Annotated in this window: 19 protein-coding genes; 2 read left to right on the plus strand and 17 right to left on the minus strand. The window is 73.3% G+C overall.

Annotated features, from left to right (window positions below; genetic code table 11):
- Positions 1-118: 118 nt before the first annotated feature.
- The 5 genes from EF903_RS17925 to EF903_RS17945 form a co-directional block, all read right to left on the minus strand.
- Complete coding sequence (locus EF903_RS17925; RefSeq protein WP_125544364.1) at positions 119-1,177, minus strand: hypothetical protein; 1,059 nt, start codon at positions 1,175-1,177, stop codon at positions 119-121.
- A gap of 222 nt (positions 1,178-1,399) precedes the next feature.
- Positions 1,400-1,852, minus strand: coding sequence for a hypothetical protein (locus EF903_RS17930; RefSeq protein WP_125544366.1), 453 nt, complete (start codon positions 1,850-1,852; stop codon positions 1,400-1,402).
- The gene (locus EF903_RS17935) at positions 1,849-2,241 is read right to left on the minus strand and encodes an HNH endonuclease (RefSeq protein ID WP_125544368.1); all 393 of its coding nucleotides are present in this window, start codon (positions 2,239-2,241) and stop codon (positions 1,849-1,851) included. Before EF903_RS17935 ends, EF903_RS17930 begins: the two co-directional genes overlap by 4 nt.
- Before the next feature lie 119 nt (positions 2,242-2,360).
- Entirely contained in the window at positions 2,361-2,855 is a 495-nt protein-coding gene (locus tag EF903_RS17940; protein WP_125544370.1) for a hypothetical protein, read from the minus strand.
- 369 nt (positions 2,856-3,224) lie between these two features.
- Positions 3,225-4,313 (minus strand): hypothetical protein, encoded by a 1,089-nt coding sequence (locus EF903_RS17945; protein ID WP_125544372.1) that lies wholly within the window; start codon positions 4,311-4,313, stop codon positions 3,225-3,227.
- Between the two features lie 152 nt (positions 4,314-4,465).
- On the opposite strand from EF903_RS17945, the gene EF903_RS17950 reads away from it, so the two are divergent.
- On the plus strand, positions 4,466-4,960 hold the full coding sequence (locus tag EF903_RS17950) for an XF1762 family protein (RefSeq protein WP_260615525.1): 495 nt from the start codon (positions 4,466-4,468) through the stop codon (positions 4,958-4,960).
- 167 nt (positions 4,961-5,127) lie between these two features.
- Positions 5,128-5,520 (plus strand): DUF3307 domain-containing protein, encoded by a 393-nt coding sequence (locus tag EF903_RS17955; RefSeq protein WP_125544374.1) that lies wholly within the window; start codon positions 5,128-5,130, stop codon positions 5,518-5,520.
- Here the strand turns inward: EF903_RS17955 and EF903_RS17960 are convergent.
- From EF903_RS17960 to EF903_RS18015, 12 genes are all read right to left on the minus strand, one after another.
- Positions 5,480-5,890, minus strand: a complete 411-nt coding sequence (locus tag EF903_RS17960; protein WP_125544376.1) for a hypothetical protein — start codon at positions 5,888-5,890, stop codon at positions 5,480-5,482. The genes EF903_RS17955 and EF903_RS17960 overlap by 41 nt on opposite strands.
- Positions 5,891-5,985: 95 nt before the next feature.
- Complete coding sequence (locus EF903_RS17965; RefSeq protein ID WP_125544378.1) at positions 5,986-6,357, minus strand: hypothetical protein; 372 nt, start codon at positions 6,355-6,357, stop codon at positions 5,986-5,988.
- Between the two features lie 41 nt (positions 6,358-6,398).
- Positions 6,399-6,815, minus strand: a complete 417-nt coding sequence (locus EF903_RS17970; RefSeq protein ID WP_125544380.1) for a DUF4262 domain-containing protein — start codon at positions 6,813-6,815, stop codon at positions 6,399-6,401.
- Positions 6,816-6,925: 110 nt separating this feature from the next.
- Positions 6,926-7,498, minus strand: a complete 573-nt coding sequence (locus EF903_RS17975) for a hypothetical protein (protein WP_125544382.1) — start codon at positions 7,496-7,498, stop codon at positions 6,926-6,928.
- 50 nt (positions 7,499-7,548) lie between these two features.
- The gene (locus tag EF903_RS17980) at positions 7,549-7,806 is read right to left on the minus strand and encodes a hypothetical protein (protein WP_125544384.1); all 258 of its coding nucleotides are present in this window, start codon (positions 7,804-7,806) and stop codon (positions 7,549-7,551) included.
- A 59-nt stretch (positions 7,807-7,865) separates the two neighbouring features.
- Positions 7,866-8,144, minus strand: coding sequence for a hypothetical protein (locus tag EF903_RS17985; protein WP_125544386.1), 279 nt, complete (start codon positions 8,142-8,144; stop codon positions 7,866-7,868).
- A 49-nt stretch (positions 8,145-8,193) separates the two neighbouring features.
- Complete coding sequence (locus tag EF903_RS17990) at positions 8,194-8,880, minus strand: hypothetical protein (RefSeq protein ID WP_125544388.1); 687 nt, start codon at positions 8,878-8,880, stop codon at positions 8,194-8,196.
- 74 nt (positions 8,881-8,954) lie between these two features.
- Positions 8,955-9,410, minus strand: coding sequence for a hypothetical protein (locus EF903_RS17995; RefSeq protein ID WP_125544390.1), 456 nt, complete (start codon positions 9,408-9,410; stop codon positions 8,955-8,957).
- A gap of 118 nt (positions 9,411-9,528) precedes the next feature.
- Entirely contained in the window at positions 9,529-10,011 is a 483-nt protein-coding gene (locus EF903_RS18000) for a hypothetical protein (RefSeq protein ID WP_125544392.1), read from the minus strand.
- Positions 10,012-10,104: 93 nt separating this feature from the next.
- The gene (locus EF903_RS18005) at positions 10,105-10,806 is read right to left on the minus strand and encodes a hypothetical protein (RefSeq protein ID WP_125544394.1); all 702 of its coding nucleotides are present in this window, start codon (positions 10,804-10,806) and stop codon (positions 10,105-10,107) included.
- Positions 10,807-10,840: 34 nt separating this feature from the next.
- Complete coding sequence (locus tag EF903_RS18010) at positions 10,841-11,479, minus strand: hypothetical protein (protein ID WP_125544396.1); 639 nt, start codon at positions 11,477-11,479, stop codon at positions 10,841-10,843.
- A 67-nt stretch (positions 11,480-11,546) separates the two neighbouring features.
- The coding region (locus EF903_RS18015; RefSeq protein ID WP_221888748.1) for a hypothetical protein at positions 11,547-12,481 on the minus strand (935 nt) is incomplete at its 5' end.

Below are 12,481 nucleotides of genomic sequence, written 5' to 3' on the forward strand. Positions count from 1 at the left end.
GGTGGGGCCGCCCCGGTGAGGGGTGGTGCTGACCTACCTCGTGAAGGGGTGGAGTAGCCCCTTCAACGCCATAGACGGAGTGAGTCCCCCAGGCGTTACAGGTTGACGGAAGAATTCTTCACGGCCGGGCGGCCTTCGGCACGTACGTGGGGTACTTCTCGGGGTCGAGCACCCTGCGCACGATCTTCGTGTCCCGGTCGATGGCCTCCGCGAGCTTGTCGACGCCCCAGTTGTACGGCTCGGCGGCGAGGACCGGCAGCACGGCGTCGCGGATCTCGATGGCCGCGGACTGGCGGGCCTTGGCCCCTTCGTACGCCTTGGCGGTCGCGGGGAGTTCCTGCGCGGCGTCCTTGAGGTACTTCACCCCGGCGGCGCGGGCCGCGGCCGGCTGCTCGGCCCGGGTGGGGATCTTGGCGTCGCGGGGGAGCCCGAGGGCCTTCTGCTGGGCGCGGGCCAGGCCGGTCCGGCTGATGCCGGCGGACTCGTAGATGCCGCGGGCGGTGGTGTAGAAGGCGAGGCTGAGGAGGGCTTCGTCGCGCTCGGGCAGGAGTGCGGCGACCTCCTCCTCGGCCTGGTCGACAGCCTGGGCCGCGAGGAGCAGGCGCTCGTCGGGGGCGACCGCGAGGGTGGCGAACTCCTTGCGGATCTCATCGACGGCGTCCTGGCGGACCTGCTCGAAGTCGGGGCGCTCCACGGCGTCGGCCTTCATCCGGCCGCCGGCGGTGCGCACGGCTTCGTGCGCGGCCTCCAGGTGGCCGAGGGCCGTGTCCCGGCGGGCTTCGGCAGCCTCGTAGCGGACCGCGGCGTCGATCGCCTGCTCCATCAGGTCGTCGGGGTTGGGCAGGCCCGCGTCCTTCGCCGCCTTGACCCGGTCCAGGGGGTACGGCGGCGGGTTGTAGATGTCCACGAGGGTGCCCAGCGCCGCGGCCGTGATCCTCTTGAGCTGGATGTACTTGATGCCGAACTGGGCGTACATGCCCCGGCTGTACCTGTACAGGGCCGCGGCGGCGAGGAGCTTGTCGCGCTCGGGCTTGAGCAGGGACAGTTCCATGCTCGCCTGGTCGCGCAGTTCCTCGGCCTTGGCCCGCCGCTCGAAGGGGTCGCTGATGCCCTGGAGCTCGTTCTCCACCTCGGCGGCGGCGTCGGCGCGGACCTTGTCGTAGTCGGTGCTGCTCATCGCGTTTCCCGTTTCCGGGCGCGCGCCCTGGGGGCGCTGGTGGCAGGGGCCTCCCCTAGCCGTGCATCCTTCTCCGAAAACTGTACACCACGTCCATTGGGCGGGGGTTGGTGCGCGCGGCCTCCCGAATCGCGAGGAGCAGCAGTTCCTCCCCGGCCGGGGCCGGGCTGATGTCGAAGCGGACCCGAGGGGGGATAGTGCGGGCCTGCGTGGTGGTGGGGTTCATCCGCGGCGCCTCTTCCGTGCTCGTCCGCTGTACGGGAACAGGAAGGGGCCGTGCATGGCGCGGTCGCGGCGGTAGGCCCGGTACTCGGCGCGGCGGTACATCCGCATCACGTAGAAGGACCTGGAGGCGACGGTGATGGACGCCCCCTCTCGGCCGCCAGCGCCGTCGGTCATCCAGCCGGTGCTGACCGGAACGCTCCGGCCTGTCGTCCGCCACCCGCCGATGCTGAACCGGCCGAAGTCGCGGTACCACTGCTCGTCCGTGGTCAGGCCGGCGGCGCGGGCCGGGCGTAGCAGACCGACGGTGAAGCGGCCCAGGGACAACGTGGCGCCGATGGTGCGGCTGCGGCCGTCCTCGCGGGTGCGCACCGGCCCGACGGCGAGCCGAGGTCCGCCGCGCCACGCCACCAGGTGCCACCGGAAGGTGAGGGGGATGATGCGGACCTTCATCGGGCACCTCCGGCAGGCGAGTGCGGGGCGGAGGTGCGCCGGGGCGGCATGACCCGGGCGCGGGTGCCGTCGGCGCGGAGGACGTACTCGGCGCCTCCGGGGTAGATGACGGTCATCTCGTCGGGCCGCATGGGGCGGCGGACCTTCCAGCCGGAGCTGTAGGACTCGCGGGGGTGGTCCTCGAACCAGCTGTTGCAGGTGGTGCAGACCAGGAGCAGGTTGTGGGGCTGGTTGATCCACTCCTCCCTGGACGAGCCCATGCCCCGGTTGACGCGGTGGTGGATGGTGAGGTCACGGGGGCTGTCGCACCGGACGCACCGGCCGCCGTCGCGCTGGTGGACGAGCAGCCGGACGGTGTCCGTGGGGCCTGTGCGGCGTCGGGGGGCCACGGCAGGGTTCTCCGTCCTGCTCCCGGCGCCGGGCCGTCAGGGGGACGGCCGCGGGGGAGCGGCGGGAGCGAGGACGAGAACATGCACGTCGGGCCGGGCTACCGTCCCGGGCCGGCTGGTCACCCGGTGGCGGCGGCTTCCTGCTCCTGCCGCTCGCGGGCGGCGGTCAGGGCTTCGAGGAGTTCGCCGGCCCAGCCGATGGGCAGGCAGTCGACGCCGATCGAACCGACGTCGTTCTCGCCGAGCTTGACCACGTACTCGGCCCGCGGCTGCTCGCTGTCGTAGTAGTAGGTGCCGGGCCCGGCTTCATCGAGGGGGCCGTCGGCGCCGTCGAACCAGCCGATCCCGAAGAGCGCGTCGACAGCTTCGGCGATGACGGCGTTGGGCACGTCCGTGAGCTCGATCGTGGCCAGGCCGTCGTCGTCAATGCAGACCTTCCCCTCCCCGAGGATGTTCGGCTTGTCGATGACCAGGGTGTGGGGGCAGCAGTAGGCGGGCGTCTTCGACGCGCCAAGGCCAGGGAGCGCCAGGCACAGCGCGTTGACCGCGCGCTCCTGGGTGGCATCCCAGGCTTCCTTCCACTCTTCGAGGGCCTTGAGGACGGTGGGCTTCATGGTGGGCATCTCCGTTCGTGCGTACCGGGCGGGCCGCGGGGCGGTGCCGTCCGGCCTGGAGCGGGTGTGAACGGATGACGGTGCTGGCCGCGGCAGCTTGTGTCCCGGCGAGGCCGCCTCGGCGGCCGAGGTTCACCAGCCACGACGAGGCCCGCGGTTTCCCCCCAGGGGGACGTCCACGGGCTTGTTCGTCTTCTTCCTTCTGCTGTGTTGGGTTCTTCTTGTTTCCGTGCGCTACAGCGCACGGAGCCAAGTGCGCTGTAGCGCATCTGGCCACGTACGCCACAGCGCATGGGGATTTCCCACGTACGGCACAGCGCACGGGGAAACCCTCATGCGCTACAGCGCATGGGGATTAAAACGCGCAGGTCAGGCCCGCAGCGCGCGGAACGCGAACCGGTTGGTGAGCACGCGGCCGAGGAGCGACCGCCACGTCGTACGGGCTGCGGCGCGGGCAGGGGTGCCGGACACCGTGGGCGGCACGATGCAGACGGACCCCTCGTTGAGCTTCCGGGCGAGCGCCTCAGTGTCGACGGTGCCGCCGAGGGCGAAGAGGCCGGGCGCAGCATCCGGGCCGGCAGCCGCCGCGGAGTCGTCGGCCGCGGTGATCTTCACCCGGAGCACACCGCACAGCCGCTCGTGCTCGCTGGCGGGCGCGCGGCCCGTGCTGATGGCGGCGCCCAGGGCGAGCCACCGCGCGAAGGTCCGGTAGGAGATGCCCGCGCGGGCAGCGGCCTCCACCCGGGTCGCCCCACCCTCGACCGCCCCGGCCAGCTGCTGCACCCGCTCCTCGGTCAAGACGATGGCCGTCGTCCCCCGGGAGGCCGGTTCCTGCTCGGCCGTCGCAGGCTCCTTGGTGGGCTCGGGCGCAGTGCCGTTGCTGGCCGCCTCGACCCGGGCGTACAGGGTGCCGCACAGTCGCTCGTACTCGGTGGTCGCGCGCCCGGCCGCGTGGACCGTCCGGCCGCGGGTGAGCCAGCGCTGGACGCTGCGCCGGTCCACCCCGGCGGCGGTCGCGGCCGTGCCCAGGTCGCCGGCCGCGCACGGCCCGACGACGGCGTCGACCAGCGCGGGCGACAGGAGTGCCGGGCGGCCGATCGGCTTCCGGCCCTTCGGGACGTGCCGCTCCAGCTGTTCGTCGGACAGGATCGCGTCGACCGCCCGGCGCTTGCGGTCGGCGACGTCGAGCGCGACGACCAGGTGCAGGGCCCGCTGCTCTACGGGCAGCGCGGTCCAGTTCGCGGCGGGCTCGACGGCCCGTCCGCCTTGCGCGAGGACCTCCTCCCGGGCCTTGCGGCCCTGCGTGATCCACCCCTGCAAGGTGCTCAGCGACACCCCGATGTGCGCGGCCATCTCCTCGCGGGTCTTGCCGGCCTGCGCGGCGTGCGCGAGCTGGTTGATGATCCGGCGGTTCAGGAGGGTCGGGCGGCCACGCTTCTGCGAAGAGCTGTTCGTCATGGCGCGGAAGGTAGGCACCCGCACGGCTTTGTGTCCTGGGGTGCCGACCGGCGCCCGCTCACCCGGCAGCGGCGGGGACGGTAACGGTCCGGCTGGCTCATGGTCCCCGCCTTCGGGGCGCAGCAGGGCGCCCCCGCAGCGTGGAGGACACCGTGTCCCAGCAGCACTCCGGCACAGCGGCGGAGAGCCCGAAACTGCATGTGGTGCCCGTACGGCAGAAGGACGCGAAGGACTTCGTGGCCACCTGGCACCGGCACCACCGGCCACCGGCCGGGGCCGTGTTCTGCGTCGGCGCAGCGGACGGCGAGGGTGTGCTGCGCGCGGTCGCCATGGTGGGGCGCCCCGTGGCCCGGCTGCTCGACAACGGCCAGACCCTGGAGGTCACCCGGACCGCCACCGACGGCACGGCCAACGCCAACAGCCTGCTCTACGGGGCGGCCTGGCGGGCGGCGAAGGCCCTCGGCTACACCCGGCTCATCACGTACACGCAGGCCGGGGAGACCGGCGCGAGCCTGCGAGGCGCCGGTTGGAAGGTCCTCGCGCACCGGCCGCCCCGTCCGGGCTGGGACTGCCCCAGCCGACCCCGGACCTCCCGGGGCGTCGACCGCGTCGCACGAACCCTGTGGGAGGCCCCGACGGCGCCGTGAGGGCCGAACACCCCCCAGGAGCCACACCAGCCTCAACAACGTGAAGGAGACCGGTCTCACGCCCGCTACGGGCTTCAGGAGCACAACCAGCGGCCCGCGCGCAGCAAGGTGAAGGCACCCAGCGCGCGGGCCTTCTTCATGCCGTTCAACCAGGAGGTCAGTCCGTCATGTTCGCAACGATGTTCATCCTGCTGTACGTCGCACATCTACTCTCCGACTACGTCCTTCAGACCGATCGCCAGTCGGAGCTCAAGGCGCTGAGGAGCGCGGCCGGCTGGCGGGCCAACGTCTCCCACGCCGGTACGCACGTCGTCGTGTCGGCGGCGGCCCTCGGTGCGGGCGCCTCGATGCTCGACCTGCCCCTGAGCGCGGGCACGGCGGCCGGGGTGCTCGCCTGGGTGGGGCTCTCACACGGCTTCATCGACCGGCGGTGGCCGGTGCAGTGGTGGATGGAGCGCACCGGCAGCGCGGACTTCGCCCAGCGCGGCGGCGCCGCGTTCGTGGACCAGGCCGCCCACGTCACCGCGCTGATGCTGGCCGCGCTGGTGGCCGCTGCCTGAGTGGCCGGTCCCCTCGGAGGGCCCGGTACTCGGCGATGCGCTCGGCTGTCTCACCGCTGGTGAACCCGTCGGCCTCTTCAAGCGCCGCGTCCGGCAGCGGATCGCCGACGGGGTAGCCGGGGCCGGGTCGTCCCGCGAGGTGGCCGCACAGGGTATCGAGCCGGTCCAGGAGCGCCGCGTCCCGGGCCTGCCGGGGGTTCAGTGCGCGCCACCACTCCCAGCGGCCCGGCGGGTCTTCCGGGCGCGGGGGCAGTGCGCGGCGAAGTGCGTCGGCGCGGTCGGCGAGCGCGTTCCACACGGGCAGGCGCAGGTCGGCCGCGAGGCGAGCCGCCGTACCGGCCTCGGGGACCGAAGCGGTGTCCAGGGCCATGCGGACACTGTGGCACCGGGGTCTGACAACACGCGCACGCCCCGGGCGGCGAGTGGGCCGTCCGGGGCGTGGAAGTGCACGGATGGTGCAGAGGGTCAGCGGACCTTGACGGCCGGGGCCGGGGGCCGCGGCGCGGCCGGAGCGGGCGCCTTCGGCGGGGCGAGGGTCTTCGGGGCGACCGGGGCCTTCGGCGCCGTCGGCTGCTTGCGGTCGTTCGTCGTATTCAGCCGGGGCGCGGCGCCCGGGGCTGTCCCGCCCTCGGGAGCCACGGCAGCAGGGGAGCGGCCGTAGAGCACGCACGGCCGGACCCCGGCGGGCACGATGTCGAGCGCTCCGCTGCGGGACGTCGGGCAGGCCGGGTGCCCGTCGGCGTCGGAGACCAGGGCCAGCGCCAGGAGCGCGGTGAACACGGCGAGGGCGGCAACGATGCCGGCGGTCAGCCGGACGGCGGGGCGTGGAGTGTGCACGGGGTCCTTTCGGCGGGAGGTGCGGGGGCGGCTGGGCGCGGCTACATCAGGGGCTGTGCTTCGGGGTCCTCGCTGTAGTGGGTGTCCCCGGGGAAGAACCCCCACTTGTCCGGGGTGAGGATCTGCCACACGGGCACGTCGGGACTGGCGAGCAGCCGGGCGTGCGTGCACTGGGTCGTGTCGTTGGCGCGCCGGAGGCGGACGACGTAGCCGCCTTGCAGAACGGCGTCCAGCTCCAGGCCCTCGCCTGGGTCGAGCCCGTCGTTCACCAGCTGATCGGCGGCGCTGTTGATCACGCCCTGCGCCCAGCGGCCCGGCAGGCCCGTGGTGGCGAGTTCGTACAAGCGGCCGGGCCGGGCGGCCAGGCCGGAGCTGTAGGCGAACGGCGGCTTCCGGCCGTCAACGTCGAAGACGTAGTGGATGGTGTGCGGCGGCGAGATGGCGCTGGTCACGCTCATGTGGGGCCCTTCCGGTGGGGTGGTGGTGCTCTGTAGACGGAGTGCGGCGCCGATCCGCTACACCCCGGCAGCGGTACGGGGCGCAGCGGATCGGCGGCGGGGAGGGGTGGTCAGACCGACGACCACTTGCTGGTGACGGTGAACTCGCCGGTGGCCAGGGTCACGATGAGGTGGGCGCCGTGCTCGGGGTGGTCGGATCGGGAGTAGTCGGCGAGCAGGTCTTCGTACCGGGTGGCCTTGGCCTCCCACTCCGGGTCCTGGAGGTGGTCCTCGGGCCACTCGTAGTCCTCGACGGTCCCGTTGGCGCGGTGGAGGAAGATCGTGTCGGAGCTCCAGAACACGCCGTCCTCGTACTCCTGGGTGACGAACTCCACCTTCACCACGGGCGACTCCTCCGGGAGGTCGGCGGTGTCCGCAGCGGGGTCAGCGGGGGCGGGGTTGGGCTCGCACAGCCAGCGCAGGATGCCCAGGAGCTCCAGCACACCGCGCCGGTCGCCCTCGCCCATCAGCAGGTTCCCGAGGGTGTACAGCTCGTCGGTGCTCCAGTGCGCGACCATCGCGAGGACGGTGTCCTTCTCGGCGAAGTCGGCGGCCTCCAGCCGGGGCGGGGGCGGCGGGGTGTCCACGGTGGTCACGGTGCGGGTCACGCCGACCTCGATGGTGTCGCCGGGGTACGGGTTCACGGGGGTCCTTCCGGGGGCGCGGGCCGGCTGGGAGCACGGCCCGCGCGGGGTCAGTAGGTGGTGGGCTGGTGGCCCTCGACGTCGTCCACGAGCGCGAGACCGAACGGCCTGGCGTACTCCTCGTACGTCCGCTGGACGGCGTCGCTGTGCCGGTCCACGTCGAACGCGCACGCGTTGTCGGCGCCGTCGCGCTCGGCCGCGTCCTCGAACAGTTCGTCTATGGCGGCCTGGTCGCCGTCTTCGACCTGGTGGGAGTCGATGACCGTGAGCGTTTCGCCGTCGTCGGTCCAGATGAGCAGGGTGGCCACGGGAGTCTCCTTGCGGGTGGCGGGCCGCCCGGCGCGGGGCCGGGCGGCGGGGCGTGCCGTCAGTCCTTGCGGAGCCGGAGGCCGGTGCACTGGTCGATGAGGCTGCCGCCGACGTTGCGGCCGTCGTGCTCCTCGTGCACGTACTCCTCGTAGGCCGCTTCGATGGCCTCGCGGTGGGTGGCGGTGGGGAAGGAGTCGGCCCAGGCCATGGAGTCGTCGTCGTCCTGGGCGTCCACCCGGACGTCGATGGCGGCCTGGTCGTCGTCCGCGATCTGGTGGGACTCCTCGATCAGGAGGTTGCCGCCGTGGTCCCAGCGGCCGAGCAGCAGTGTCTGCATGGGGTTCTCCGTGTGGGTGGTGCGCCCGGCGCGCGGCCGGGCGGGGAGGTCAGGAAGCGGGCTGGGCGTCGCCGAGGGACGCGAGCAGCGGGTTCACGAAGGTGCGCGCGGCGTGCATGTCCGCGTCGCGCCAGGTGGGCGTCGAGCGGATCGCCGACCAGTGGGCTTCGGTCATCGGGACGGCCGTGGCGCCGGGGAAGTCCGGCACCTGGCCGGGGGCGTGGGCGCCTGTGATGTCGACGTGGGCGCCGTCGGGCCGGGTGACGACGACGTGGCCGATCCGGCACGGGCAATCGTCATCGGGATCTTCAGCGCACATCCGGTCGAGGCCGGAGCAGTCGGAGGTGAGCAGGGCCGTGGTGGGCCAGCCGGTCACCTCGTTGAGGGCGAGGGCGAGGGCGTGGCACTGGCCGTTGGTGAACGCCTCGCGGGCCGTGTCGTCCAGCCGGCCCGGGGTCACCTCGAACCGCTGGTGCCATGCTCCGAGGACGGTGATCGGCTGGTTGGTGGGCAGGCCGAATACCTCGGTGAGGTTGGCCATCACGGACTCCAGCGTGTCGTTCTGCTCCAGGGCGTAGGTGAAGCGGTCCTCGTCGTAGTCGGCCATCTGGCCGTCTCGGATGTCGCCGTCGTCGTCCGCGTACTTGCTCAGGGCCGCCCGGTGTCCGGCGTTGATGGCGCGGTAGTCGGCGATGGCGTTGTGGACTACGGCGACGGGGCTCAGGTTCTTGGGCATGGTGTGCTGGCTATCCGGGCCCGGAGCCTTGCGTCCGGGGCGGACACAGGCCCCGGGCCCTGGAGCGGCGACGGTCAGGCACCACCGTCGGCAAGGCGGTCGGCGAGGTTCCCGGCGGACGTCGCGTACTTCGTGAGCGGGCAGCGCGGGAAGCCGTGCGCCCACATGTCCTTGATCGCCATGCGCGCTTCGAGGTCGGCGGCCCGTGCCTCGGACACCTCGTCGGGGAGGGCGGCGGCCAGGAGCGCGCGCTCCTCGGCCTGCGCCTGGTCGAGCAGCGCGGTGCGGCGGGCCAGGATGGCGTTCGCGACGGTTCCGATGAACCGGCCGTGCTCGCCGGTCCGCTGGTTGAACTCGGCGTTCGCGGCCGAGATGAAGTCGTAGGTGGGGCGGCCGTCGGCGGTGGTGATGTCGCCGATCACCTCGGGCGGGGCGGCGAGGAGTTCGGCGGCCAGGGTGTTGATGACCGGGTGGTCGGCGAGGTCGCGGACGGACTTGTCGAACGAGGGGGCGTAGACGGTGGTGGACACCGGTGTTCTCCGATTCGAGCAGGGCGCAGCGCGGCAGGGGCGCACGGCGCCGGAAGTGGGTTGGGGAGGATGCGGGGCGGGAGCGGCTTCGGTCGCGCGCTCCCGCCCGCAGGGGCCGTCAGAGGTCGCCGGTGGCGATGGCGTGCAGCTCGGCCCAGGTCATCGCCGGGGCGGGGTTGGCCACGGCGGCCACGGCGTACTCGAACGCCTCCCGCTTCTGGTCCGGCGTGGGGGCGTACTCCTCGTACAGCGCTTCGAGTTCGTCGGCCTCGTTGGCGAGGAGGTCCCACCAGGCCGCGTACGGCCCTTCCTCCTCCCACAGCTTGCGGGCCAGGTGGAGGGCGTGACCGGCGCTGACCGGGACGGGGTCGCCGGAGTCGGTCTCGTGGCCCAGGAACCCGTAGCGCTTCAGGCCCTGCTCCTTCAGGCGGGCGTCAACGACGTCCCAGTCCTGTCCGGCGAGGAGGTCGACGGTGCGGATGACCGAGTGAACGGGCAGGTCCGCCCACTGCTCGCCGGTGAGCGGCGACTCGGCGTAGTACAGGACCTGCCAGCCTTCGGGCCGCTTGGCCAGGATGACGGGGGTGGGGTTGACGGACATAGGTGTCCCCTTGAGTTGAGTTGGAGCGTTGGCGTTGGCCCGGCTTGCTCGTGCCGCCCAACAAGGAAAACTGTACACCATGTCCACGACGGGTCAACAGGGGGCTTCCGCACCCTGTTCCCGAAGGTGCTCAGCCGCATCGGCCCGCGCCCCCATCCGTGAGGCGGCCATCGCCCGCCACCCGCACGAACAGACCGCCTCCGACGCCCCGTCGAACGACCGGCCCGCCCACAGGGACGACTGCGCCCACCCCTGCGGCTGCGAGGTCCGGGTCATGTGCCTGGCCCCCGGCGCGCACAGCAGCCGCAGGCCCGCGTCCACGACGGCCGCCACCTGCCACGCATCCCACCCCGACCCCTCCAGCCGTGCGGCCAGGACCACACCGCCGGCGTTCTGCACCTCCACCCGCCCGTCCGGCCACACCCGGGCGGACGCCCCCGGCACGCTCCACCCCACCGACCCGTCCGACGCCCGGGGCACCCCGTTGGCGTGGGTCCGGGTCATCCGGGCCAGCAGCCGGACCGACCCGGGCGCCATGTCCGGCCGCCCATAGTCGGCCCGGTCCGGGGCGTGCTCGGCGAGGGCGGCCAGCCACGCCCCGGCGAACGGGTACGCAGCGGGGCGCAGCGTCACCAGGGCCGCGCGGGTCGCCCCGTCCCCGGCCGGGTGCCGGGCGGGCACGGCCGCGCGGACGAACTCCCGCCCGCTGCTCCCGTACTTCTTCAGGCTCACCGGGCCGTGCGCGGTGGTGTGGTGGGCGGTCTCGCCGGGGGCGAGCAGGATCAGGCCGGGCATGGGAACGTCCTCCAGGGGGCAGGGGAGCGGGCGGTCAGCAGGGCTGCGGGTGGACACGGGCGCGGGCCCGCTTCAGCACGGCGGTGCGCTGCTCCGGCGGGATGGGCATGAAGTGCGCGCAGTAGGCGTACGGGCCGTCGCCCGGCGCGGGCAGGCGGTGAACGGCCAGCGCCCCGCCGGGGAACCGGTCGTCCGGCTCGCTGATCTCGAACCGCACGAGGGTGCGGCCCATCCGGCGGACCCACGCGTACGTGACCCCCTGGTGCTCGGGGAGCGCGAACCGGGCCGGGCCGATGCTCAGCCGGTACCGGCGGCAAGCGGTCGGCACGGCCGGGTTGTCGTGCTCGCCCTTCCAGTGCCCGCACCGGGCGCAGCACGGGGTGCGCGGCGGCCGGTCGCAGGGCACGGCCCGGAACACCGGACCGAGCCACCCGGGCACGCTGCTCGCGCTCTGGCCGTACGTCAGGACGACCGTCCCGTCGTCCGGCTCCAGGGCGGCGGCTCCGCCGGAGAAGTGGGCGGCGGCGAGCAGGGAGCGGACCAGGGCGCCGGAGACCGGGGCCGCGGCGGCCGGGCGGTCGGCGTTGCACAGCAGGTACGCGGTCCGGTCGGCGTCGAGCGGGCGGGACGTCGCGTGCGGCGCGTCGAGCTGGGGGACAACGGCGGGGTTCACGTCGGGGGTTCCTCTCGGGCGGGGGCCGTGCCCCGGGCCGCCAGCCGGCCCGGGGCACGGCGGGACCTCACGGGGAGACGGGGAGCAGCAGCGCGGCGGGGATGATCAGGGCGGGCTCGTCGGTGTTCCAGACCTCGCAGAGCCCGTCATCCGCGTTGCGGGCGAGGACGATGCGTCCGGCCGGTGCCGGGAGGAGGAACGCGGCGATGCCGCACTCCGAGCACGCGCAGTCCGGGCTCCACGGCGCCGGGTCGGCAACGTACGGCTCCCGCACGTAGAACGACCGTGCCGACGGCGCCGAGGTCGTACCCCAGTGGGCAAACGACGCGATGATCAGGTCACCGGGCCGGACGTCGCGCGCGAAGACGACGCGGGCGGCGGCCCGGTCTGCCCCGGCGGGGAGCGCGGGCGGCTCCGGCCGCCGGACGTCGGAGCGGAAGGTGACCCGTAGCGGCGTGTGGCACGGGTCGATGTCGAACGGCACGGGCCCGCAGGGGCGCAGCGAGACGCGGTTCGCTTCCTCGCGCCCCCGGGCGTACAACGCGTCCAGCCCTTCAGGGAGGGAAGCCGAGCCGTCGGCCTGCCGGTACTGCAACGCGCCTTCCGCGAACGCGCACTGCCCGGCGGTGAAGGGCACTTCAGACACGCAGTCCTCCCACCGGCACCACATCCACAGGCCGCCGATGGCGTACCGGCCGTGCGCGTCCGGCCGGAACGACTCGGCCCCGGCGCCGAACCGGCCGCCGTACTCGGCCGTCCACGTGAACGTGAGGGTGCCGTCGTTGGCGAACGCGGCGGTCATGCCGCACTCGGCGTCGTAGGTGTGCAGGTCCTTGACGATCTGCTCGGCGGTCGCGCGGGTGAACAGCAGCGGCTCACTGGGCGCGGCGAGCGGGGAGAGCGGCAGGCCGACGTACGGGCCGTACGCCGACCCTTCGACGGTGACGAGCCGGGCGTCCAGGGGGGCGGGGATGGTGGTCATCGGGCGGTTCCTTCCTGAGG

Source organism: Streptomyces sp. WAC05292 (assembly GCF_003949955.1).
Classification (GTDB): domain Bacteria; phylum Actinomycetota; class Actinomycetes; order Streptomycetales; family Streptomycetaceae; genus Streptomyces; species Streptomyces globosus.